This window comes from Thauera mechernichensis (assembly GCF_029588855.1).
Taxonomy (GTDB): Bacteria; Pseudomonadota; Gammaproteobacteria; order Burkholderiales; family Rhodocyclaceae; genus Thauera; species Thauera mechernichensis.
Genome location: NZ_JARQZE010000001.1, coordinates 103358 through 125882, shown reverse-complemented (window position 1 = coordinate 125882; position 22525 = coordinate 103358). Strand labels below are relative to the sequence as shown.

The 22525-nt window shown below is 65.0% G+C and carries 20 protein-coding genes and 1 tRNA gene; 6 read left to right on the top strand and 15 right to left on the bottom strand.

Features of this window, described 5'->3' with window-relative positions; translation table 11 throughout:
- Positions 1-17 precede the first annotated feature (17 nt).
- Genes P7F68_RS00645 through P7F68_RS00635 form a run of 3 tightly spaced genes read left to right on the top strand, consistent with a single transcriptional unit; the run spans position 18 to position 3123 of the window.
- A complete protein-coding gene (locus P7F68_RS00645) occupies positions 18-2006 on the top strand; it encodes a hypothetical protein (RefSeq protein ID WP_277829806.1) in 1989 nt (662 codons plus the stop codon).
- Positions 2003-2524: a hypothetical protein gene (locus P7F68_RS00640; RefSeq protein ID WP_277829804.1), complete on the top strand. Its 522-nt coding sequence runs from the start codon at positions 2003-2005 to the stop codon at positions 2522-2524. The genes P7F68_RS00645 and P7F68_RS00640 overlap by 4 nt, the downstream gene beginning before the upstream one ends.
- A gap of 20 nt (positions 2525-2544) precedes the next feature.
- Positions 2545-3123, top strand: coding sequence for a hypothetical protein (locus P7F68_RS00635; RefSeq protein ID WP_002928450.1), 579 nt, complete (start codon positions 2545-2547; stop codon positions 3121-3123).
- A 182-nt stretch (positions 3124-3305) separates the two neighbouring features.
- On the opposite strand, the gene P7F68_RS00630 is transcribed toward P7F68_RS00635, so the two are convergent.
- From P7F68_RS00630 to rpsU, 4 genes are all read right to left on the bottom strand, one after another.
- Positions 3306-3384, bottom strand: a tRNA-Ile gene (locus tag P7F68_RS00630).
- Positions 3385-3400: 16 nt separating this feature from the next.
- Positions 3401-5398 carry an RNA polymerase sigma factor RpoD gene (gene rpoD / locus P7F68_RS00625; protein ID WP_002924650.1) on the bottom strand — a complete coding sequence of 666 codons (1998 nt, stop codon included), beginning with the start codon at positions 5396-5398 and terminating at the stop codon, positions 3401-3403.
- A 48-nt stretch (positions 5399-5446) separates the two neighbouring features.
- A complete protein-coding gene (gene dnaG / locus P7F68_RS00620; RefSeq protein WP_277829796.1) occupies positions 5447-7312 on the bottom strand; it encodes a DNA primase in 1866 nt (621 codons plus the stop codon).
- A 136-nt stretch (positions 7313-7448) separates the two neighbouring features.
- A complete protein-coding gene (gene rpsU / locus P7F68_RS00615; protein ID WP_002924646.1) occupies positions 7449-7661 on the bottom strand; it encodes a 30S ribosomal protein S21 in 213 nt (70 codons plus the stop codon).
- Positions 7662-7796: 135 nt separating this feature from the next.
- On the opposite strand from rpsU, the gene tsaD reads away from it, so the two are divergent.
- Positions 7797-8831 carry a tRNA (adenosine(37)-N6)-threonylcarbamoyltransferase complex transferase subunit TsaD gene (gene tsaD / locus P7F68_RS00610; RefSeq protein ID WP_002938328.1) on the top strand — a complete coding sequence of 345 codons (1035 nt, stop codon included), beginning with the start codon at positions 7797-7799 and terminating at the stop codon, positions 8829-8831.
- Between the two features lie 29 nt (positions 8832-8860).
- Here the strand turns inward: tsaD and plsY are convergent, their stop codons facing one another.
- Entirely contained in the window at positions 8861-9472 is a 612-nt protein-coding gene (gene plsY / locus P7F68_RS00605) for a glycerol-3-phosphate 1-O-acyltransferase PlsY (protein WP_198291757.1), read from the bottom strand.
- Between the two features lie 150 nt (positions 9473-9622).
- Here plsY and P7F68_RS00600 point away from each other — a divergent pair, with 150 nt between their 5' ends.
- The gene (locus P7F68_RS00600; protein ID WP_002938326.1) at positions 9623-9997 is read left to right on the top strand and encodes a dihydroneopterin aldolase; all 375 of its coding nucleotides are present in this window, start codon (positions 9623-9625) and stop codon (positions 9995-9997) included.
- Positions 9998-10214: 217 nt separating this feature from the next.
- Here the strand turns inward: P7F68_RS00600 and P7F68_RS00595 are convergent, their stop codons facing one another.
- The 9 genes from P7F68_RS00595 to P7F68_RS00555 form a co-directional block, all read right to left on the bottom strand.
- Entirely contained in the window at positions 10215-10577 is a 363-nt protein-coding gene (locus tag P7F68_RS00595) for an H-NS histone family protein (protein ID WP_002924637.1), read from the bottom strand.
- A 196-nt stretch (positions 10578-10773) separates the two neighbouring features.
- Positions 10774-11262 carry a Cys-tRNA(Pro) deacylase gene (gene ybaK, locus P7F68_RS00590; RefSeq protein ID WP_002938325.1) on the bottom strand — a complete coding sequence of 163 codons (489 nt, stop codon included), beginning with the start codon at positions 11260-11262 and terminating at the stop codon, positions 10774-10776.
- A gap of 75 nt (positions 11263-11337) precedes the next feature.
- Entirely contained in the window at positions 11338-12267 is a 930-nt protein-coding gene (gene xerD / locus P7F68_RS00585; protein ID WP_002924631.1) for a site-specific tyrosine recombinase XerD, read from the bottom strand.
- Positions 12264-12770, bottom strand: a complete 507-nt coding sequence (locus P7F68_RS00580; RefSeq protein ID WP_277829783.1) for a methylated-DNA--[protein]-cysteine S-methyltransferase — start codon at positions 12768-12770, stop codon at positions 12264-12266. The genes xerD and P7F68_RS00580 overlap by 4 nt, the downstream gene beginning before the upstream one ends.
- Positions 12771-12802: 32 nt before the next feature.
- The gene (locus P7F68_RS00575; protein ID WP_277829781.1) at positions 12803-14080 is read right to left on the bottom strand and encodes a glutamate-5-semialdehyde dehydrogenase; all 1278 of its coding nucleotides are present in this window, start codon (positions 14078-14080) and stop codon (positions 12803-12805) included.
- Positions 14081-14179: 99 nt separating this feature from the next.
- Entirely contained in the window at positions 14180-15190 is a 1011-nt protein-coding gene (gene holA / locus P7F68_RS00570; protein ID WP_277829779.1) for a DNA polymerase III subunit delta, read from the bottom strand.
- Positions 15191-15215: 25 nt separating this feature from the next.
- The gene (locus P7F68_RS00565) at positions 15216-15776 is read right to left on the bottom strand and encodes an LPS-assembly lipoprotein LptE (protein WP_277829776.1); all 561 of its coding nucleotides are present in this window, start codon (positions 15774-15776) and stop codon (positions 15216-15218) included.
- Between the two features lie 12 nt (positions 15777-15788).
- The gene (leuS, locus tag P7F68_RS00560) at positions 15789-18416 is read right to left on the bottom strand and encodes a leucine--tRNA ligase (protein ID WP_277829774.1); all 2628 of its coding nucleotides are present in this window, start codon (positions 18414-18416) and stop codon (positions 15789-15791) included.
- A gap of 219 nt (positions 18417-18635) precedes the next feature.
- Entirely contained in the window at positions 18636-18977 is a 342-nt protein-coding gene (locus tag P7F68_RS00555; protein WP_002938315.1) for a hypothetical protein, read from the bottom strand.
- Between the two features lie 317 nt (positions 18978-19294).
- Between P7F68_RS00555 and P7F68_RS00550 the strand changes: the two genes are divergently transcribed.
- Entirely contained in the window at positions 19295-21517 is a 2223-nt protein-coding gene (locus P7F68_RS00550) for a UvrD-helicase domain-containing protein (protein ID WP_277830543.1), read from the top strand.
- A gap of 55 nt (positions 21518-21572) precedes the next feature.
- On the opposite strand, the gene P7F68_RS00545 is transcribed toward P7F68_RS00550, so the two are convergent.
- Positions 21573-22442: an HDOD domain-containing protein gene (locus P7F68_RS00545; protein WP_277829771.1), complete on the bottom strand. Its 870-nt coding sequence runs from the start codon at positions 22440-22442 to the stop codon at positions 21573-21575.
- Between the last annotated feature and the right edge of the window lie 83 nt (positions 22443-22525).

Sequence of the window (22525 nt, the reverse complement as noted above, 5' to 3'; positions counted from 1 at the left end):
ACAAGCGAGACGTAATCGTGTCGGGCTGGGGTAACTTCGTATGGGATAACGGCTACGGCGACACTGCGCCCTGGGCCGAGGATACGGCCGTTCCGTACGATGGGCGCCCGAGCCTGCGTTCCGCGCCGATCGCGCAGAATGAATCGTCATCGCTGGCGTCCGGTCTGTTCGACAACACCGCCGGGACGATCACCTGGGCCTGGCGCGTCGATAGCAGGCTCTACTACGACTGGCTGCTCGTGCATCTGGATAGAGAAAGCGGCGAGCGGTATCTGCAGGGGTTTGAAGGCATCTCGGGCAACGAGGGCTGGGCGGAATACTCGATCTCTGCGGGCACGTTGCCTCCAGGGCAGTTTCGGCTGGTCTTCAGCTACACAAAGGAGGGTGCCGGCGGTGTAGGGAGCGATGCTGCCTGGATTGCGCCGATCAGTGGATTCCCAGTGCTACCGCCAGCGGGCAGCGAGGTCGCCGTCGCCGTGCGAGCCCCCTTGGCCGTACCGGGAGCTTATGCCCAGGTGTGGCCGTGGGCAACGATGCGCGCGACGTCGCCGCTGTCGGTTCCGAGAGCGCAGGCGATGACGTGGATCGATGCAAGAGTATCGGCTCGCTCCGCACTCGGCCGCCCAGGGGGGGTGGCTGCTCAGCCGGCAGTCGCAGACATTGCCGTCCCGTCGCCCCTTGGTCAGCCTACGCTCCAGGTTCGCCGAGTTCGCCTTGCGCCTGTGCCGGCCTACGCTCCCGCGCCGGGCCGATTGCTGGCTGACCCCCTACCGTTGCGCAAAGGCAGCGATCTGCCCCACTACCGCACCAATCGTGAGCTCCCGTGGGTTTATGGCCGAGTCTGGATATCGCCCGTGCCCTTGGACTCGGCGGGGCTGCTCTGGCTGGTGGCCGATCACCCGGTGACAGCAGTGGAGCGTGTGACCGTCGCAGGCGTGCAGATTGACGGCTGGCAGTTGGTGCAGCAGGTCGATGCGACTGGGCAGGCTGTGGCGCTGCTGCGATTGACGCGCCCCCCTGCCGATGGCGGGGCGATCGCGGTGCGGGTGGTGGGTCGTCGCCACCCGGTGACAGGCCAGGCGATCGAGCACCCCGCTGATATCGTTGCAGACCTGTTGCGCCAATGTGGCTGGGTCGTTGCGGCAGATGCGTTTCAGGGCTTGCGGGAGGCGTACCCGGCCCTGGCTCTGGGTATGGTGTTTGGGGCGCCCGTCCCGCTTCGAGATGCAATCGGAGCAGTCATCGAGCCGATCGGTGCAGTGTGGTCGGCGCCCCGTGTGGACGCGTGGGCGCGCCGCCCACGCAATCCCGTGGCGACCCTGGACGCAAGTGCGGCCGAGCGAGTCAGCGCCCGTGCCGCGGCTGAGTTGGCGTCCGTCGCGCGCATATCCTACGCCTACGACTGGGCGGCCGGCGCCGCACGTGAAACGCTGACGGTGGAGGCGCCCGAGGCTATTGAGCGGTACGGCCGTATGGTCGTGGATATCGCAATGCCTGCGGTGCGCACTGCCCGCGACGCGCTCGAGATCGGATCAGCCAGGCTCGCCGACATGGCCCGCCCGCAGTGGCAGATCGAGATCTCCGTTGCCGGTGCAGATGCACCGATCGATGCCGGAGATACCGTTTTTCTGGCGCACCCCCGCATCCCTGGGGGCTCCGCGCTCATTACCGCCACTGCACGAGACCGCACTCGCGATATGCTCGACCTGACCGCGTGGTTGCCCGCCGGTGGCGCTCCGCGCGTCGTCCTGGCTCAACGCGGGCTGATGGTCGAGGCTGATCGCGCAGCCCCCAGCGCAGTGGTTTACCGGGACGGCGTGGCGACCTTCACCGTAACGGACGATTCAGGTATGCCTCTGGCCGGCGCGGCCGTGGTGCTGGACGGCCAAGCCATGCGAAATACCGATCGCTTTGGCCGCGTGCAATTCACCACCAGCCGCGGGGCACACACATTGTCCGTCTATATGGATGGTTACGCGCCCTTCCAAATGGATGTCACCGTATGAGCGTCATTCAGCGCACGCCGGACCTGGCTGTCGGTATCCGGCTACAACGTTCCCCCGAACCGCCCGCGCCCGCTATTGGCGGCGCCTGTGATGCAGACGCCTTGGCATGGACCGGGCTTGGGTTCGTGGATGCCTATGGTGGCGTGAGTCACCCGTTCATCGGCAGAGGCGTCTCGTCCCCGGGCGGCAGCTCAGGCGTGCCGGTGGCGGTCTTCGCGGGGATGGACCTGGCCGACTGGGTCGGCACCCGCAGATTGATCGGCATACCTCTGGGCGAGGCGTGCGGTGTGCGCTGGGAGTGGGAATGGAGCATCCCGCCGACCCCCAGCACCGCCGGGGACAGCGACGTGTGGTGGGAAGGGCACGTAACGCGAACCCTGGGCACGCTCCTGTTGGTCGAGATCCTGCCGGGCTATCGACGCTACGAAGTGTCATGGCTGGCGACGCTGACCGCGGTCGCATGGTGCGGTAACCGCCGCATCGGCGAGTTGGTGCTCGAACTTGGGCAGCGTGAGTAACCCCCGCCCCGTATACCGGCATGCACCGTATCGATTGTCATGTTCTGACGCTGCACGATAGCAATCCGCAGTGGTTGAGGTTGATGCAGGCCGACCTCGATCAAGCCGCGGTCAATCAGCATTGGTTGCCAGGGGTGCCAGGTAACATCGGGGCTGCTCGTGCAGCAGGATTTCGTGCCGGGTCAGCCGAGTTCGTCACGTTCGCGGACCCCGACGATCGCTATGACCCCACGGTGTTCGGCGCACTGGCATCGCTGTTGGACGATCTGCCGACAGCCCCATTCGCGTTCGCTGGCGAGCAGCAAATCGACCCGCGCGGCAATGCAATCTCAGCGCCGCTCTTGCATCCTTATGATCCAGCGGGCCACCTCGACAGCCCGTGTCACGTTCATGGCGTCATCGTCATGCGGAGGCGGTTGGTGGAACCTCTGCTAACGCTGATCACGTCCATTCACATCGCCCCGGAGTGGCACTTGACCCTCAAGCTAACCAATCATGGCATGCCCGTCAGCATGCCTCGTATTGGGCGATGGTGGCGGCGACACGGCAGTCAAGCAACCATATCAGCACCACCTAGACCAGACGCTTTCAGGCGCTAGAACTGCCTGCCCGGGCTACGACAAAAGCAGTCCAAATCCGTGCCAAAACGAGCGCGCCGTTACAACAGGTCTGTGCGCTGGCATTGCGAACGGGCGCACTTGCCCTGCGCGCGAACGAGGCAATGGTGCGCCGAAAAGCAAAACGCCAGCCCCGAAGGGCTGGCGTAAGTGCTTGATGCGATTGGTGGGCCCCCTGGGAGTCGAACCCAGCACCAACGGATTATGAGTCCGCTGCTCTAACCAGGCATGAGCTAGAGGCCCGGTGCTACTGGAGCCTCTATGCGTCGCTGTCGAGGAAGCTGCGCAGCTTCTCCGAGCGGCTCGGGTGACGCAGCTTGCGCAGCGCCTTGGCTTCGATCTGGCGGATGCGTTCGCGGGTGACGTCGAACTGCTTGCCCACTTCTTCCAGCGTGTGGTCGGTGTTCATCTCGATGCCGAAGCGCATGCGCAGCACCTTGGCTTCGCGCTGGGTCAGCGAGTCGAGCACCTCGCAGGTGGCGTCGCGCAAGCCGGAGTACATCGCCGCTTCGGCCGGGGCCAGGGTGGCGGTGTCCTCGATGAAGTCGCCCAGGTGCGAGTCGTCGTCGTCGCCGATCGGCGTTTCCATGGAGATCGGCTCCTTGGAGATCTTCATGATCTTGCGGATCTTCTCCTCGGGCATCTCCATCTTCTCGGCCAGCGTCGCCGGATCCGGTTCCTGCCCGGTTTCCTGCAGGATCTGGCGGCTGATGCGGTTCATCTTGTTGATCGTCTCGATCATGTGCACCGGGATGCGGATGGTGCGTGCCTGGTCGGCGATCGAGCGCGTGATGGCCTGGCGGATCCACCACGTCGCATAAGTCGAGAACTTGTAGCCGCGGCGGTATTCGAACTTGTCCACCGCCTTCATCAGGCCGATGTTGCCTTCCTGGATCAGGTCGAGGAACTGCAGGCCGCGGTTGGTGTACTTCTTGGCGATCGAGATCACCAGGCGCAGGTTGGCCTCGGTCATCTCGCGCTTGGCGCGGCGCATCTTGGCTTCGCCGGTGGACATCTGGCGGTTGATGTCCTTCAACTCCTTGAGCGGAATGCCGATCCGGTCCTGCAGGTCGATGAGCTTCTGCTGCTCCTCGAGCACCGCCGGGTGGATTCGCATGAGGCCTTCGGCGTAGTTCTTGCCGGAGGCAATCTCGTCCTTGAGCCAGTCGAGGTTCACTTCCTGGCCGGGGAAGACCTTGATGAAGTGCTGGCGCGGCATGCCGGCGCGGTCGACGCACAACTGCAGGATCTGGCGTTCGTGGCTGCGCACCTGCTCGACCATGTGGCGGACCGAATCGCACAGCTTTTCGATGGCCTTGGCGGTGAAGCGGATGTTGAGCAGTTCGTCCGAGATCTGCTGCTTGAGCTCGAGGTAGGCCTTGTCCTGCGAGTCCTTCTTGTCGAGGACCGTCATCTTGCGGGCATACAGTTCGCGGATGACGTCGAAGCGGGCGAGCGCGTCGTTCTTGAGCTGGAGCAGCGAGGCAGCGTTGGCGCGCTCGGCGCTGTCGGCATCGTCTTCCTCGTCCTCGCTGTCGTCGGCGCCATCCTCGTCTTCGCTGTCTTCGTCCTCCTCCTCGGCGCTGGCTGCGGCGTCGTCGTCCGCGCCTTCTTCGCTGCTGGCGTTGGGGTCGATCAGACCGTCGACGAGTTCATCGATCTTGGCTTCGTCGCGCGCGATGCGGTCGACGATCTCGAGCATCTCGGCGATCGTGGTGGGGCAGGCGGAGATGGCCTGCACCATGTGCTTGAGGCCGTCCTCGATGCGCTTGGCGATCTCGATTTCGCCCTCGCGGGTGAGCAGCTCGACCGTGCCCATCTCGCGCATGTACATGCGCACTGGGTCGGTGGTGCGGCCGAACTCGGAGTCGACCGACGACAATGCCTGCTCGGCCTCCTCTTCGGCGACGTCCTCGTCGACGTTGGTCGCGACGCTGTCCGACATGAGCAGGTCTTCCGCGGCCGGAGCCTCGTCGTAGACCTGGATGCCCATGTTGTTGAACGTGGCGATGATGCCTTCGATCTGTTCGGCGTCGGCGACGTCGTCGGGCAGGTGGTCGCTGATCTCGGCGTAGGTGAGGTAGCCACGTTCCTTGCCGAGCGTGATCAGGGTCTTCAGGCGCGTGCGCCGCACCTCCGCATCCAACGGGGTGGCTGCGGGGCTTTCGACGACCGGTGATGCCTTGTCCTTCGCCTTCGAGGGGCGGCCCTTCGTGGCGCCGTCCTTGCGCGGATCCTTGGCTTTTTCGCGTGCCATAGCACTCCTCAGGTGAGGGTGTAAGAAAATGAGAAACCCGAGATTGTACTATAAATCTGAGACTTTGCCGCTGCTGGCGAGGTTCCGTTTCTCGATCAGCAGTTCGCCGAGCCGGTGGCGCCCGGCGGCGTCCAGGCCGGATTCACGATCTCTTTGTAGCAGGGCGGCGATCTCATTGCCGACGCTGTCGGCGTGCAGCTTGCGCAATGCGTCCTCGAAAAGCGTCTCGACCACGGCTTCGTCAAATTCGGATTCGACGAGTTCCGCCGCGACGCGGGAGAGGGTTTCGGCGTGCGGCGTGTCGCGGAAGCGCTCTATCAGGGCGCCCAGGCCGCCCGCGGGGATGGGTTCGCCCAGGCTCAGCATGTCGATGATGGCGATCAGTGCAAGGCCTTCGGGGCTGCTGTCGGGTACCAGGCTCACGGGCAGGCGAGCGGCCCAGGTCGGGTGCTGCAGGACCAGGCGCAGCAGCGTTCCCGTCGTCGACGGCGGCTTGCGGCGGCCGTGCGGTCGCGAACGCTGGGCGGGCTGCGGGTTGCGGCGCGGGCGCGGCGGTGCAGCGCTCGGCTCGTCAGGCGAGGCGGTGGTCGATGCCTGGGGGGCTGCGTCGGGTGTGGCGCGTCGGCGCGGCGTGCGCGCCGCCAGTTCGCCCAGCGCCAGTTCGACCTCGGCCTGGGTCAGTCCGCTTGTTTCCGCCACCGACTTCACGACCTGCAGGCGCAGCAGCGGGGCTCCGATCCGGTTCACCAGCGGGGCGGACTCGTGCACGAAGGCGGCCCGCCCCTCGGCGGTGTCGAGTGGGTGGCGGCCGGCAAGCTCCTGGATCAGGAAACTTGCCAGTGGCGTGGCCGCGGTCGCAGCGGCGCGGAAGCTGTCTGCGCCATGGGCGCGCACGAAGGAGTCCGGGTCGTGCTCGGCTGGCAGGAACAGGAAGGCAAGGGTGGCGTCGTCGCGCAGTGATTCGAGCGCGTTCTCCAATGCACGCCAGGCTGCACGACGGCCTGCGGCGTCGCCATCGAAGCAGAATACGACACGGTCGGTCTGGCGGAGCAGGGTGTGGATGTGCTGCGGCGTGGTTGCCGTACCAAGCGTGGCGACCGCGTTCTCGATGCCGTACTGGGCCAGGGCGACGACGTCCATGTAGCCCTCGACCACCACGGCGAAGCCAGTGTCGCGGATGGCCTTTTGTGCGAGGAAGAAGCCGTAGAGTTCGCGGCCCTTCTCGAACAGCGGCGTTTCCGGCGAGTTCAGGTACTTGGGCTCGCCCTTGTCGAGCACGCGCCCGCCAAATGCGATGATGCGCCCACGGCGGTCGTGGATCGGGAAGATGATGCGACCGCGAAAGCGGTCATATCGCCGCCCCTGGTCGTTGTCGATGACGAGTCCGGCATCGGCAAGGGTCTTGGCGTCGTAGTCGGGGAAGATCTTCTGCAGTGCCTGCCATTCGTCGGGTGCGTAGCCCAGGCCGAAGCGTGCAGCAACCTCGCCCGACAGGCCTCGGCGCTTCAGGTAGTCGACCGCGTTGCGCGCAGGCTTGAGCTGGTCGCGGTAGAAACGTGCGGCCAGTGCTACGGCTTCGTACAGGCGCTCGCTGGCGTCGTCATGGGTGCTAGCGTTGCGGCCGTCGTCGGGTACCTGCAGGCCAACCTGGCTGGCGAGCTCCTTGACTGCATCGACGAAGCCGAGCCCGCTGTATTCCATCAGGAAGCCGATGGCGCTGCCGTGCACGCCGCAGCCGAAACAGTGATAGAACTGCTTGGAGGGGCTGACCGAGAACGAGGCGGATTTTTCGCCGTGAAAAGGGCAGCAGGCGAAGTAGTTCGCGCCGCTCTTCTTGAGCGGCAGGTAGCGCTCGATGACGTCGACGATGTCGATGCGAGACAGCAGTTCCTGGACGAAGGACTGGGGGATCATCGAGCGTAGGCGCCTGTCCGTGCAGGCCTGGCCGGGTGGCCGTGTCGCGACGGACGTGAAAAAGCACTACGCCGGGCGAGGATCGGACGATCTTCGGCCGGCGTGCATGCAACCCGCAGGGCGGGTGCGAGACGAATCAGTACAGCTTCGGCGGCAGCGTCTGGCTGCGCAGGCGCTTGTGATTGCGCTTCACTGCGGCGGCCAGCTTGCGCTTGCGCTCGGCGGTGGGCTTCTCGTAGAACTCGCGCGAGCGCAGTTCGGTCAGCACACCGGTCTTCTCGATGGTGCGCTTGAAGCGGCGGATCGCAACTTCAAACGGCTCGTTTTCCTTGACGCGGATACCGGGCATTGCGGACTTCCTTGGGTGTCTGGTGGGCAGAAAGACCGCGAATATAACTGACTCGGGACGTTGTCGCAAGGGGCATTTTTCGATCGGCTGTCGACTGCGGTTAGAATGCCGGCCTGGAACCCTGAGGTGCAAGACATGAAAGTGCTCGGTATCGAGACCTCCTGCGACGAGACCGGTGTGGCGATCTACGACACCGAGGCGGGCCTGCTGTCGCATTGCCTGCACTCGCAGATCGACCTTCACGCGGCCTATGGTGGCGTCGTGCCCGAGCTCGCCTCGCGCGATCACATCCGGCGCTTGCCCTTGCTGATGAAGGAGGTCGTGAGGCAGGCCGGGCTGGGGCTCGGTGATATCGACGCCGTGGCTTATACCGCAGGGCCCGGATTGGCCGGGGCGCTGCTGGTCGGTGCCAGCGTGGCGGAGTCGTTTGCGCTCGCGCGCGGGATTCCCGCCTTGCCGGTGCATCACCTCGAAGGGCATCTGCTGTCGCCGCTGTTGTCGGCCGATCCGCCGGCCTTTCCATTCGTCGCTCTGCTGGTGTCGGGCGGGCATACCCAGCTCATGCGCGTGCGCGGGGTGGGTGACTACGCCTTGCTGGGGGAGTCGGTCGATGACGCCGCGGGCGAGGCCTTCGACAAGACTGCAAAATTGCTTGGTCTGGGCTATCCGGGCGGGCCGCAGCTTGCTGCGCTCGCCGCGCAGGGGCAGTCAGGGCGTTTTCGTTTGCCGCGCCCGATGCTGCATTCGGGCGATCTGGATTTCAGCTTCAGCGGATTGAAGACGGCCGTGCTCAATGTCGTCCAGGGGGCTGACTGGCAGCCGGCTTACATGGCGGATCTGGCTGCCGACTTCCAGTTGGCTGTGGTGGAGGTCCTGTGCGCGAAGTCGATCGCAGCGCTCAAGAAGGTCGGACTCAAGACGCTGGTCGTGGCTGGTGGGGTCGGTGCCAACCGTTGCCTGCGTGAGACGCTCGACGCCGCGCTCGCCCGGCGCGGCGGGCGGGTTCATTACCCCGAGCCGGCGCTATGTACCGACAATGGCGCGATGATTGCGTTTGCCGGTGCGATGCGCCTGGCTGCGGGTGAGCGCGGGGCGGTTGCCCGCGCGGTGAAGATTCGTCCGCGCTGGCCGTTGGTCGAACTGGCGCCGCCGAATATGTCTGCCGCCTGAGCAGGGTCTTGCGGTTGCGGCAATGGTGTTCAGTTTGCGTTGCCCGCGTCCTTTTTTTTGCCGCCGATGCGGCCTTCGGTACCCGCGCGCAGGCGGGCGATGTTTTCCTTGTGACGCCAGATGAGCATCGCCGACATTGCCGCCAGCACCCCCGTCGCCATGCCTGGTCCGACGAAATGCAGGCTGGCCAGCGGCGCCGCGATTGCGGCCGCGAGTGCTGCGGCCGAGGAGTAGCGCGTCGTGTAGGCGATCATCAGCCAGATGATGGCACTGAAGATGGCAATCCGGGCGTCAACGCCGGCCAGTACGCCGAGCGCAGTGGCGACGCCTTTGCCGCCATTGAAGCGCAGGAAGATCGTAAACACATGGCCGAGAAAGGCCGCGAGCCCGGCAAGGGCAGCTTCGCCCGGCTCAAAGCCAAGCCGCATCGCCAGCCATACCGCAAACCAGCCTTTAAGGCTGTCTCCGAGCAGCGTCAGTGCGGCCGCAGCCTTGTTGCCGCTGCGTAGCACGTTGGTGGCTCCTGGATTGCCCGAGCCATACTGGCGAGGATCCTGCAGGCCGAATAGCTTGCTGGTGACGATGGCAAACGGGATCGAACCGAGCAGGTAGGCTGCGACGATCAGCAACAGGAGCGACATCATGATTCCTCGGATGGGCGACGACAGGGCGCCCGCTTTGCTGGGGGGGATGAGCGCCGCGTGGGCGCTTCGGGGCGGCAAATGCGATGCGGTCCGGCCGTCCGACATGGGGGCAGGCTAGAATTGCAGGGATTCTAAACGGGAAGCAGCATGGATTTCATCTTCATCGAAGAGTTGCGCGTCAAGGCCTGGGTCGGGATCTACGAGCGCGAGAAGACAGGGCCTCAGATTGTCGAGCTCAATCTTACTTTCGGCGTTCCGGAGGCCGCGACGGCGCATGATGACATTGCCGACACGATTGATTATGCGGTTGTCACTGCCCGTATCCGGCAGGAGCTCGCGGAGCGTCATTTCAATCTTATTGAGAGCCTCGGTGAGTTCATCGTGAATCTGCTGTTCGACGAGTTTCGCGCTCCCTGGGTCAAGCTCAAATTGGCCAAGATCGGGGTGATGAAGGACGTGAGGCGCGTCGGGGTGTTCATTCAGCGCAGCCGCGATGGCGTCGTCGTGCCGCCGACCGCCTGAATCTTCAGCAATGTCCTGATTCGCCGCTGAGCGGCAATGGCGTCATTGCATGGCGGCTATTGAAGGGCGCTGTTGATGGCGCCCGGATATGAGCGCTGAGTGAACGTAGTGCATGGCCTGCATGAAAATGCCGTAATGGCCTGGATGTGTTGACCAGGCGATCACGGCATTCTTCAGATTGACGCTTGCGGCCTGTGCCGCTTGAGCTGGAGAAGCGTCAGGCGGCGAGCTCTTCAAGCGGCTTGCCTTGGGCGATCCAGTCAAGGGCCCATTGCGGCTTGCGCCCGCGCCCGCTCCACCCTTGTTCCGGGTTGGCAGGATTGCGGTACTTGACCACGGGAGCTGGCTTGGCCTTCTTGGCCGTGCCGCGTGCCGCGCGCTTGGCTGCCGGTTTGGTTTCGGCTGCGGGGGCAGGAGCAGCTTCGAGCAGATCACCCAGCGTCAGGCCTTCGTCTGCTGCCATTTTCTGCATGCGCTTGAGCAAGGTGCGGCGCGTCGTATCGCTGCGGCGACGGATTTCGGCCTCGATCTTTGCTTGGAGTTTGCGCAGCTCGGGCAGGGTGTAGGTGGATAGGTCCATGAGGTCTCCGGATATGTTCGATGGTGAATCGAGGCCCTTGAAGTGAGCGCTGAGAAATACTGGCGCTCAGTTCTGGCTGTGCTTCATTGAGTGATTCACGTGCAATTCGAATTGTGCCATTTACCGAAGCGAATTGAAATTGCCAACATGGGATTGCTTGAGGGATTTCACAACGTTGTCGACTGGGTCAATCCGCTCAGTTTGCAACCTGCACCAGCATCGGCTTGAGCACGCGCAACAGGTCGTGCGGATGAATGCCAACGAGGAAGCCGCGGCGTCCGCCATTGATATAGACGAGCGGTAGATCGAGAATGGTGCGTTCCATGTAAATGGGCATTGTCTTGCGAGTACCGAACGGCGACGTACCGCCGACGAGAAAACCCGTGTGTCGGTTGGCGGTTTCGGGTTTGCAGGTTTCGACATGCTTGCATGGAATCTGGCGCGCGAGTTCCTTGGTGGATACCTTGCGATCGCCATGCATCAGTACGATCAGCGGTTGGGCGTTTTCATCCTCCATGACGAGGGTTTTCACCACTGCATGTTCGCTCACATTGAGTTCACGCGAGGATACGGCGGTCCCGCCGTGCTCTTCGTATTCGTAAAGGTGGCTCGAGAATGCGATGCCGTGCTGGCGCAGGAACCGGGTTGCCGGCGTCTCGGGTGCGCGGGTGTCTGGTTTATGCATGGTCGGACTCGTCTGCTCGGGATCGGGTTGCAAATATTTGCGCTGTTACGCTGATTGTATTCCGCAGCGCCTTGCTCAGGCACGTGGGTGATGTTTTGAATGCAATTGCTTCAGGCGCTCCCGTGCGACGTGTGTGTAGATCTGCGTCGTCGAAATGTCGGCGTGCCCGAGCAATAGCTGCACCACACGGAGGTCGGCGCCGTGGTTGAGCAGGTGCGTTGCGAAGGCATGGCGTAGGGTATGCGGTGAGATTCGCTCGCTGGGAATGCCTGCATGCACGGCGTACTGCTTGATGATTCGCCAGAACATCTGGCGCGTCATTCCGCTACCGAGGCGTGTCACGAAGACCTCGTCGCAACTGCGTCCGGCAAGAAGTGCTGGCCGTGCTTCGAGCAGGTAGCGCCGGAGCCAGTCTGCGGCAAGCTCGCCCATCGGCACCAGGCGTTCCTTGCTGCCCTTGCCCATGATGCGCAGCACGCCGTCATTGAGGCCGACTGCGAAGACCTTGAGTCCAACCAGTTCCGACACGCGCAGGCCCGCAGCGTAGAGCACCTCGAGCATGCAGCGGTCGCGCACGCCCTGCGGATTGCCGTCGTCGGGCGCTGCAAGCAGGGCTTCAACCTGGGCTTCGCTCAAGGTCCGTGGAAAGCGTTCGGCGGCCAGTGGCGAGTCGAGCAGCAGGGTGGGATCCTCGGCGATCTCCCGGTTGATGAGCAGCATCCGGTAATAGCGCCGGCAGGATGCCAGCAGCCTGCGCTGGCTGGCAGGGCGGGCACCACGGCTGAACTCGCCGATGTAGGCGGTGAGTTCGGGCGGGCCGGCTGCGGGAAGGCGCTGGCCACGGACTTCGAGCCAGGCGGCGAAGCGAGCGAGGTCGCTGCGATAACCGGCAAGCGTGTTGGCGGCAAGGCCGTGTTCGAGCCACAGCGCGTCGACGAAGCGGTCGAGTTCGCGTCGGTGCTCGGGCAGCAGGCCGGCTTCTACCGCCGGTGTGCGCCCGCTCACCGGGCGCCTTCGAATGCGAGCAGCCAGCGTTTGACATCGAGCAGCCAGCCACCGCGGGCGTTTGCGAATCCACCCAGCCCGGTGGCCGAGGTCACGCGGTGACAGGGCACGACGAGTGGGAAGGGGTTGGCGCCGCAGGCCTGGCCGACCGCCCGCGGGGCGCTGCCGAGGCGGGCGGCAAGCTCACCATAGCTGCGGGTCTGGCCGCGTGGGATCGCGCTGATCTCTGCCCATACGCGGCGGCGAAAGGGCGTCCCTTGGTCGGCCAGGGGGACCGGGAAGGGGAGCTCGGGGTCGTCGATCCAGGCTCGTAGCGCGTGTGCTGCGGCGCTTGCGATCGCTGTTCGTGGCGTCACGAGGGCGGTGCCGGGGGGCAGGAACACCAGTTCGCGCACGGCGCCGTCATCACAGCGGATGCCGAAGGGGCCGAAGGGCAGGGCGATGACGGCATCCAGGTCGGCGGCAAGGTCCTGCGCCCCCGCCTCGAACGTGAGCTTCACCATTGTCCCTGCGTGCTCGGCCACGGCGCAGTTGCTCAGCGCCGGATCTCGCCGTTGCCGAACACGATCCACTTCTGGCTTGTCAGGCCCTCGAGACCTACCGGGCCGCGGGCGTGGATCTTGTCGGTGGAGATGCCGATCTCCGCACCCAGCCCGTACTCGAAGCCATCGGCGAAGCGCGTGGAGGCATTGACCATCACGGACGACGAGTCCACCTCGCGCAGGAAGCGCATTGCGTGGCTGTAGTTCTCGGTAACGATGGCCTCGGTATGGCCGGAGCTGTAGGTATTGATGTGTGCGATCGCCGCCTCCAGTCCGTCGACCACCTTCACCGCGATGATCGGGGCGAGGTATTCCTCGCGCCAGTCGGCTTCGGTGGCGGCGACGAGCTTGCCGGCATCGACGCCCGCTTCCGTCAGCAGGGCGAGCGACTCGGCGCAGCAGCGCATCTCGACGCCCTTGGCTGCGAGCATGCGGCCGATTTCCGGCAGGTAGATGTCGGCGACGTCGCGCGCGACGAGCAGGGACTCGGCGGTATTGCAGGTGCCGTAGCGCTGGGTCTTGGCGTTTTCCACGATCGGCACGACCTTGGCGGGGTCGGCCTCGTCGTCGATATAGACATGGCAGTTGCCGTCGAGGTGCTTGATCACCGGCACGCGGGCGTCCCTGGCAATGCGCTCGATCAGGCCTTTGCCGCCGCGCGGAACGATCACGTCGACGAACTCGGGCATCGCGATGAGCGCGCCCACAGCCTCACGGTCGGTGGTTTCCACCACCTGTACCGCGTGCTCGGGCAGGCCGGCCTGGATGAGGCCCGCACGCACGCAGGCTGCGATGGCGCGATTGGCGTTGATAGCTTCCTTGCCGCCACGCAGGATCGCCGCGTTGCCCGACTTCAGGCACAGCGCAGCAGCGTCCGCGGTGACGTTGGGGCGGGCCTCGTAGATGATTCCGATGACGCCCAGGGGGACCCGCATCTTGCCGAGCTGGATGCCCGAGGGGCGACGCTTGATGTCGGTCATCTCGCCCACCGGGTCGGCCAGGGCGGCGACCTGCTCGAGGCCGACTGCCATGGCTTCGACGCCCTTGTCGTTCAGGGTCAGGCGATCGATCAGTGCCGGCTCCAGACCAGCGACGCGTGCCTCGGCGAGGTCTTGTGCGTTGGCGGCCAGGAGTTCGGCGCGACGGGCGCGGATCTCGGCGGCCATCGCCAGCAGGGCGGCGTTCTTGGCTTCAGTGGAGGTGGCGGCGAGCACGCGCGAAGCGGCGCGGGCCTGGCGGCCCAGAGTCTGCATGTAGTGCTGGATATCCATTTGGGGCTCTTCGTCGGCGATGGTTGCGGCAATGTCGGTTGCCGCAGGGCAAGCGCGCATTAAAGCACCGAATGGCGCGCGCATGAACCCCGGCGGGACTCAGTGTCGACCCGCGAGGCGCAGTGCAAGCTGGAGGAATTCGTCCCACACGTCGCCGCTGGCGAGGCCCTTGATCATGCGGTCGATACGAGCGGCATGCATCAGCGCAGCGCGCAGCCCACCCTGGCTGAGGCGACCCAGCGCCCGGCCCAGGGCCTGCTGGCGGCGAGGTTCGAAGATGCGCTCGGCCTTGAATACGGCGGGCAGCGCCTGGCCGGTGTCGCGTGCGGCGCACAGGCTGGCGAGGGTGCGCGTCTCGTTGGCGAGTGCCCACAGCACCAGCGGCGCTGCGGCGCCTTCGCCCTTGAGCCCTTCGAGCAGCCGGGCGCAGCGTGCCGGATCACCCTCGACCACTGCCAGACGCAGCTTGTCGATGTCGTAGCGGGCGACGTTCAGCACCGCGTCCTGCACTTGCTCCAGGCTCAAGCTGCCTGCACCGTGCAGCAGACCGAGCTTGAGGATCTCCTGATGGGCCGCGAGTAGGTTGCCTTCGACATGCTCTGCAATGAAGGCCAGCGCCTCGGGGGTTGCCGACTGCTGCTGCGCAGCGAGCCGGTGGCCGACCCATTCGGGCAGGCGTTCGCGCTCGGGGGCGTTGAGCTCCAGCGTGGCTGCCGATTCGGAGAGGGCCTTGAACCAGGCCGTCTTGCGTGTCGCCCAGTCGACTTCGGGCAGGGTGATCAGGGTAAGGGTTTGGGCGGGCAGATCGGCCACGTAGCGCTGCAGGGCGTCGCCACCCTCGCGCCCCGGCTTGCCGGTAGGAATGCGCAGGTCGATCAGCTTGGCGCCCCCGAACAGCGACATGTTGCCGGCGGCAAGGGTCAGCGCATCCCACTTGAAGCCCTGGCCGACAACGAGTGTTTCGCGCTCGTCGTAGCCTTGCGTGCGCGCCGCGGCGCGGATCGCATCGGCGGCTTCGATGACCAGAAGGGGCTCGTTGCCGTGCAGCAGCCAGAGCGGCGCGAGCGGCTTGGCGAGACTGGCGGCGAGCTGGTCGGGCCGGATGTTCACGCGCGACGCGCCTCGTTCGGGCGCTTCAGCCTGCCGGGTTGGCGGCAGCCAGGCGGCGCATGAGCTGCTGCAGGAGGTCGGCCTGCATGTCCCGATAAAGCAGCGCCTCCTCCTGCTCCTTGCCCAGGGCCTGCGAGTCGTCGAACGTGTATTCGCGGCGCGCCGACAGGGTGGTCGGCGGTACCAGGGTGCGGCCTTCGCGGTCGATCATCTGGAAGCGCAGGCTTTGCGTGAGCTGGTATTCACGGACCTTGCCGGCCCCGGTCAGGCTGAGGATCTCGCGGCCGCGGTTGTTTGCAAGGATCTGCAGCCGCGCCGACGCCTGTTCGGCGTCGTCTACGACGGTGGTGCTGCCAGTCGTGGCGATGAGGCGACGCAACTGGGCGCCAAGCTCGGTTTGCGCCGGCGCATTGACATGCAGCGTCGACACGCCGAGCGCTTGAGGCCCACGCAAGCGGAATCCGCAGCCGGATGCTGCAAGTGCGACGATGCCGCAGGCGCCCAGCAGCAGACTGCGGCGCTTGTGCGCGCAGTGCTGGGCGTTCGCCTGAGGGGCAGTGGCTGCTGCTGGGCGGCGGATCTGCATGGGCGTGTTCCGTCAGGCGACGATGTTGACCAGGCGGCCGGGCACGACGACGACCTTCTTCGCCGGCCTGCCTTCCATGAACTTCTGTGCAGCTTCCGAGGCCAGCGCTTGCGCCTCGATGTCGGCCTTGGCAGCGTCTGCGGCAACCTTGATGCTGCCGCGCAGCTTGCCATTGACCTGAACCATGAGCTCGATCTCGTCCTGCTTGAGTGCCTCGGCGCTGACCTCCGGCCAGTTCGCGACGAGGATGTCGCTGCCGAAGCCGCAGTCCTGCCAAAGTGCATGGCAGATGTGCGGCGTGATCGGCGACAGCAGACGCAGCAGGATGGAGAAGCCTTCCTCAGCGACCTCGGCATGCGCGGCCGGCTCGCCGGCGGCCAGATCCTTGTGCGCCTTCTCCAGCGCGTTGAGGATCTTCATCGCGGCGGACACCACGGTGTTGAACTGGTGCTTGCCGAAGTCGTAACTCGCCTGCTTGAGATGGATGTGGATCTCGCGGCGTACATCAGCGGCTGCAGCGGGGAGCGCGTTGGCCGCGAGCTTGCGCTCGGCCGGCAGCGCGGCGCGCGTCTCGCTGGCAAAGGCGTGGCCGTAGTTCCATACCCTGCGCAGGAAGCGCGAGGCGCCCTCGACGCCGGAGTCGGACCATTCGAGCTGCTGGTCGGGCGGGGCAGCGAAGATGATGAACAAGCGCGCGGTGTCGGCGCCGTACTGGTCCACCAGCGATTGCGGGTCGACGCCGTTGTTCTTCGACTTCGACATCTTCTCGGTGCCGCCGATGACCACCGGCAGACCGTCGGAGTCGAGCTTGGCGGCGACGATGCGGCCGCGCTCGTCACGCTCGACCACCACGTCGGCCGGGTTGATCCACTGCTTCTTGCCGCCGTCGAGCTCGCGGTAATAGGTCTCCGCCACCACCATGCCCTGGGTGAGCAGGGCGCTGAAGGGCTCGGAGACATTGACCAGACCGCAGTCGCGCATCGCGCGGGTGAAAAAGCGCGAGTAAAGCAGGTGCAGGATGGCGTGCTCGATACCGCCGATGTACTGGTCGACCGGCGCCCAGTAGTTGACGCGCTCGTCCACCATCGCGGTCGTGCTGTCGGCGCAGGCGTAGCGCAGGAAGTACCAGGACGACTCGACGAAGGTGTCCATGGTGTCGGTTTCGCGCTTGGCCGGCTTGCCGCACTTGGGGCAGGCGCATTCGTAGAATTCGGGCATCTTGGCCAGCGGAGAGCCGCGACCGGTGATCTCGACGTTCTCGGGCAGCACCACCGGCAGTTGCTCGTCCGGCACCGGCACGTCGCCGCAGTCGGCGCAGTGGACCATCGGAATCGGGCAGCCCCAGTAGCGCTGGCGCGAGATGCCCCAGTCGCGCAGGCGGTACTGTACGCGCTTGGCGCCCAGGCCCTTGGCGGCGAGGTCGGCGGCGATCGCATCGATCGCGCCCTGGAAGTCCAGGCCGTCGTATTTGCCCGAATTCACCAGGTGGCCGTACTCGGCGTAGGCGTCCTGCCACGGGGCGACCGTGTCGGCGTAGGCGTCCGAGCCCACCACCATGCGGATCGGCAGGGCGTACTTGGTGGCGAACGCAAAGTCGCGCTCGTCGTGCGCCGGCACCGCCATCACCGCCCCTTCGCCGTAGCCCATCAGCACGTAGTTGGCGACCCAGACTTCGAGCGGCTCGTCGGTGAGCGGGTGGCGCACCTTCAGGCCGGTGGCCATGCCTTTCTTCTCCATCGTGGCGATGTCGGCTTCGGCGACGCCGCCGCGCTTGCATTCCTCGATGAACTCGGCGAGTGCCGGGTTGCTGGTGGCGGCTTGAGTGGCGAGCGGGTGCTCGGCGGCCACGGCGACATAGGTCGCGCCCATCAGTGTATCGGCACGGGTGGTAAACACCTTCAGTGTGCCTTCGTGGCCGATGCTGGAGACATCAAAGGGGAAGCTGATCTCCACGCCTTCAGAGCGGCCGATCCAGTTCTTCTGCATCAGCTTGACCTGCTCGGGCCAGTTCGGCAGGTCGTCGAGCGCGGACAGCAGTTCGTCGGCGTAGGCGGTGATCTTCATGTAGTACATGGGGATCTCGCGCTTCTCGACCAGCGCGCCCGAGCGCCAGCCGCGGCCGTCGATGACCTGTTCGTTGGCGAGTACGGTTTCGTCGACCGGGTCCCAGTTCACCGTGCCGAGGCGCTTGTAGATCAGGCCCTTCTCGAACAGGCGGGTGAACAGCCACTGCTCCCAGCGGTAATACTCGGGGGTGCAGGTGGCGAGCTCGCGCGACCAGTCGATGGCGAAGCCGAGGCGCTTGAGTTGCGCCTTCATGTACTCGATGTTGGCGTAGGTCCACTTTGCCGGCGGCACGTTGTTCTGGATCGCGGCGTTCTCGGCCGGCATGCCGAAGGCGTCCCAGCCCATCGGCTGCAGCACGTTGAAGCCCTTCATGCGGTGGAAGCGCGCAAGCACGTCACCGATGGTGTAGTTGCGCACGTGCCCCATGTGCAGCTTGCCCGAGGGGTAGGGGAACATCGACAGGCAGTAGTACTTCGGACGGCTGGCGTCCTCGGTCACACGGAAGGCGTCGGTGGAGTCCCAGTGCTGCTGGGCGGCCGTTTCGACGGCGGCGGGCTGGTATTTGTCCTGCATGAGCGTGCGTGCGGGCTTCAGGGCGTTGAAAACACGCCAGTATACCTTGAAGGGCGCGTTAGCGCGGAGTCCAAGCCAAGGTGCGAGCGCTGCAAGCTGCTGTGCGGGGCACGGTCGGTTCGAAAAAAGGCACTCTGCCCGAGGGGCAGAGTGCCGAACTCCATTTAAGGAGGGAGGGAGACGGTGAGGCCGGGGTGGCCTGGAGGGCTAGCGGTGCGCTCAGGCCACGCGGCAGGCGTTCTTGCCGCTGGAGGCAGCATGATTGCGCTGCCAGTTTGCATGCACGGCCGAAATCATGTCCTCCATGGCCAGCAGCGGCAGGCGCCACATGCGGTTCTGGCTACGGACGTAGGGCAGCATCTGCGGTGCGCACAGGGTATTGCGCTCTTCCTTGAGCAGGCGCTGGAAGTGATCCATCGCCGCACCCCAGTATTCGGCGTTGCCAACCCAGCCGGTTTCGCGGGTCGCTTCGCGCACGGCCTTGCGCCAGAGGGCTTCGGCTCGCTCCAGGGGGACGCCGGCCTTGCGTGCGTACCAGGGCAGTAGTTTCGGGGTCTTCATGTCAGTTCTCCTGTCGGGCCGGGTAGGGCTCGAAAAATCATGGCCTGCCTTCTGGGCTCGCCACCACGCTTCGTATGCTGTGGTGCAATATGCAGGGCAGTCCTGTAGTTTTCCTTGATTGTGCGCAAATTAGGCGCTGACGTCTGTGAAAAGTTCCACGGTAAGTCAGCTGTTTGCTGCAATGCACAATTCAAATCTAGCGCAAAAGAAACGCTGCGCAAAGGTGCTGTTGCTGCGGCGCAACATTCATCTTCGCGGCAGCTTCCGGGCAACGCCCGGGTGTCGCCGATACAATGCGGGCTTGCAGAGGAACCATGATGTCCACGCTCCTAGACAACTTGAATACCGAACAACTGCAGGCTGTGAGCCTGCCGCCTCAGCACGCGCTCATCCTTGCCGGTGCAGGCTCAGGCAAGACCCGGGTGCTCACGACTCGCATCGCATGGCTCGTCCAGTCCGGCCAGGTCGATCCCGCCGGCATTCTTGCTGTTACATTCACCAACAAATCCGCCAAGGAAATGCTTGCCCGTCTGTCCGCGATGTTGCCGGTCAGTACGCGCGGCATGTGGATCGGTACCTTTCACGGCCTGGCCAACCGCTTGTTGCGAGCGCACCACCGGGATGCCGGGCTACCTCAACTTTTCCAGATCCTCGATTCGGGGGATCAGCTCGCCGCCATCAAGCGTCTGTTGAAGACGCTCAACGTCGACGACGAGAAGTTCCCGCCGCGTGAGTTGCAGCATTTCATCAATGGTCAGAAGGAAGCAGGCAACCGGCCGCACGCGGTGGAGGCCTGGGACGACTACACCCGCCAGCGCGTTCAGCTGTACCAGGAGTATGAGTCACAGTGCCAGCGCGAGTCTGTTGTGGATTTTGCGGAGTTGCTTTTGCGCAGCTATGAGTTGCTCGAGCGCAATGAGCCACTGCGCCGCCATTACCAGCGCCGTTTCCGCCACATTCTTGTCGACGAATTCCAGGACACCAACCGCCTGCAGTATCGCTGGTTGAAGCTTTTCGCCGACGAAGGCCGCGAAGGGGGGGCTGCGATGTTCTGCGTCGGCGACGACGACCAGAGCATCTACCGCTTCCGTGGCGCCGAGGTCGGCAACATGCGTGACTTCGAGCGCGAGTTCCGCGTGCACAACGTGATCCGCCTGGAGCAGAACTATCGCTCGCACAGCAACATCCTGGATGCTGCCAACGCGATCATCCGCCACAACAGCAACCGTCTGGGGAAGAATCTGTGGACCGACCAGGGGGCCGGCGAGCCGATCCGCGTGTTCGAGGCCTACTCGGACGGTGATGAGGCGCGCTGGGTTGTCGAGGAGATTCAGTCCCTGGTGCGCGAAGGTGCATTGCGCAGCGAGATCGCGCTGTTGTATCGCTCGAATGCGCAGTCGCGGGTGCTGGAGCACCAGCTGTTCTCGGCCGCGATTCCCTATCGCGTGTATGGCGGTCTGCGCTTCTTCGAGCGCCAGGAGATCAAGCACGCGCTCGCCTACCTGCGCCTGATCGCCAACGCCGACGACGACACTTCATTCGCGCGCGTGGTGAATTTTCCTACCCGCGGCATTGGCGCGCGTTCGCTCGAGGTATTGACCGACGCCGCGCGCGTCTACAGCACCAGTCTGTATGCCACCGTGCCGCATCTGACCGGCAAGCCAGGCACTTCGCTCGCCCAGTTCGTGCGCCTGATCGAGGACTTGCGTCGCGACACTGCGGGTTTGCCGCTGCCGGAGCTGGTCGATCACGTGCTCGACCTGAGTGGTCTGCGTGCTCACTACAAGGCTGACAAGGAGGGGCGAGAGCGCCTGGAGAACCTCGACGAGCTGATCAACGCTGCGGCCAATTTCCTCGCTGAGTCGCAGGCTCAAGCGGGCGCAGGCGATGCGCTCGCCCAGGCGCATGCGCTGTTGGCCGACTTCCTGGCCCATGCCTCGCTCGAGGCGGGTGACCACCAGGCCGACCAGGGGGCTGATGCCGTGCAGCTGATGACGGTGCATTCGGCCAAGGGGCTGGAATTCAATGTCGTCTTCCTGTCCGGCTTGGAGGAGGGGCTGTTTCCGCACGAGAACAGCATCCTCGAGACCGATGGCCTGGAAGAGGAGCGCCGGCTGATGTACGTGGCCGTCACGCGGGCGCGTGAGCGCTTGTACCTGAGCTTTGCCCAAAGTCGCATGTTGCATGGGCAGACGCGCTACAACCTGCGTTCGCGCTTCCTGGAAGAGATTCCGGCGGAGCTGACCAAGTGGCTGACGCCGCCAAGCTCGCGTTCCGTGCAAGGCGGCGCGTCTGGCGGCATGGGGGGGGGCTATTTCAATCCGTCGGCCAAGGCGCAGGTGGCGCGGGCGCCGCGGCCTTCATTCGCCACGCTGCCTAACGGTCTGCGCATTGGCCAGGCTGTCAGTCATGCGAAGTTCGGCCAGGGGGTCATCGTTGCCGCGGAGGGTAGCGGTGCCGATGCCAAGGTACAGATCAACTTCGGGCCTGCGGGCGTGAAGTGGTTGCTGCTTGGTGTCGCCAAGCTGGATCCGGCCTAGGCAGCGTGCCTCGCCCGCCGGTCGGGTGATGCACGCTGCCTGCAGCGCAAGACGCTCAGGCGGTTTCGGCGCTGCGCTGGCTCTCGAGCGCCAGCAGGACGTCCTCGGCGAGGTCTTCGATGTCCGTCAGCGGCATGCCGAGGAAGCAGGCCACAGCATCGCGGCCCTTGTCCCACTCGGCATCCTGCCGGGTGCGCAGGTGGGTGCCGGCCACGTACTCGCCGATCACGTTGATCGCGATCAGCGCACGCGCTTCGTGGTCGAGTCCGGAGTCGCCGGCGAGCACCGAGTAGTCATGGTGGCACAGGATCGCCTGGGTGATCGCTTCGCTCAGGCCCCAGGAGCGGGCAAGGATGTAGCCGATCGTGGCGTGGTTGGTGTTGAAGGCTTCGTCCTCGACGGCGGTGAACCAGCGGTCGGTCGTCTGGTTGGCGACGCCCAGGATGCGCTTGTAGTCGGGAAAGCGCTTGACCAGCAGCGGGATGCCGCAGTCGTGGAACAGGCCGAAGGTATAGGCTGTTTCAGCCCGAACGGCGCCGGTGCGGCGCGCGAGCAGGGCGCTGGCCGCAGCGGTGTAGCGCGAGTTGTCCCAGAAGCGCTCGAGGGCGGCGCTGCTGTCCGGGATCGCGTTGCGCAGCATGGCTTCCTGCACGATGTTGGTCAGGGAGCCGAAACCGAGCATGCGAATCGCGTCGTCGATCGAGTCGAGCTTGCGTGCCGCGCCGAAGAGGGGCGAATTGGCCGATCGCACGACCACTGCCGCCAGCCCCACGTCCCTGCCGATGAGGGTGGAGATCTGCTTGCCGCTGACTCCGGGGGCACGCAGTTCCGTTATCAACTGCATGAGGATATCCGGGCAGGACGGAATCCTCACCCCCTTGAGTGCCAGTTCGACATCCTTGTCGTTTGCCACGGCTGTTTTCATTCGTATCCTCAGCTCATACCGGTTCAAGCGCGAGAAAGTGGCACAGCTCGGTACGGGGGCGTTTGCGCGCCCTGTGCCGTTGC

Coding starts and splice junctions, on each gene's coding strand:
- P7F68_RS00565 (WP_277829776.1), bottom strand. CDS start 15,776: ATGCAGATCCGCCGCCCAGCAGCAGCCACTGCCCCTCAGGCGAACGCC.
- P7F68_RS00595 (WP_002924637.1), bottom strand. CDS start 10,577: ATGGACCTATCCACCTACACCCTGCCCGAGCTGCGCAAACTCCAAGCA.
- P7F68_RS00635 (WP_002928450.1), top strand. CDS start 2,545: ATGCACCGTATCGATTGTCATGTTCTGACGCTGCACGATAGCAATCCG.
- P7F68_RS00640 (WP_277829804.1), top strand. CDS start 2,003: ATGAGCGTCATTCAGCGCACGCCGGACCTGGCTGTCGGTATCCGGCTA.
- P7F68_RS00580 (WP_277829783.1), bottom strand. CDS start 12,770: ATGGTGAAGCTCACGTTCGAGGCGGGGGCGCAGGACCTTGCCGCCGAC.
- P7F68_RS00555 (WP_002938315.1), bottom strand. CDS start 18,977: ATGAAGACCCCGAAACTACTGCCCTGGTACGCACGCAAGGCCGGCGTC.
- leuS (WP_277829774.1), bottom strand. CDS start 18,416: ATGCAGGACAAATACCAGCCCGCCGCCGTCGAAACGGCCGCCCAGCAG.
- plsY (WP_198291757.1), bottom strand. CDS start 9,472: ATGTCGCTCCTGTTGCTGATCGTCGCAGCCTACCTGCTCGGTTCGATC.
- P7F68_RS00550 (WP_277830543.1), top strand. CDS start 19,295: ATGTCCACGCTCCTAGACAACTTGAATACCGAACAACTGCAGGCTGTG.
- P7F68_RS00600 (WP_002938326.1), top strand. CDS start 9,623: ATGGATTTCATCTTCATCGAAGAGTTGCGCGTCAAGGCCTGGGTCGGG.
- P7F68_RS00575 (WP_277829781.1), bottom strand. CDS start 14,080: ATGGATATCCAGCACTACATGCAGACTCTGGGCCGCCAGGCCCGCGCC.
- rpoD (WP_002924650.1), bottom strand. CDS start 5,398: ATGGCACGCGAAAAAGCCAAGGATCCGCGCAAGGACGGCGCCACGAAG.
- rpsU (WP_002924646.1), bottom strand. CDS start 7,661: ATGCCCGGTATCCGCGTCAAGGAAAACGAGCCGTTTGAAGTTGCGATC.
- tsaD (WP_002938328.1), top strand. CDS start 7,797: ATGAAAGTGCTCGGTATCGAGACCTCCTGCGACGAGACCGGTGTGGCG.
- P7F68_RS00545 (WP_277829771.1), bottom strand. CDS start 22,442: ATGAAAACAGCCGTGGCAAACGACAAGGATGTCGAACTGGCACTCAAG.
- ybaK (WP_002938325.1), bottom strand. CDS start 11,262: ATGCATAAACCAGACACCCGCGCACCCGAGACGCCGGCAACCCGGTTC.
- dnaG (WP_277829796.1), bottom strand. CDS start 7,312: ATGATCCCCCAGTCCTTCGTCCAGGAACTGCTGTCTCGCATCGACATC.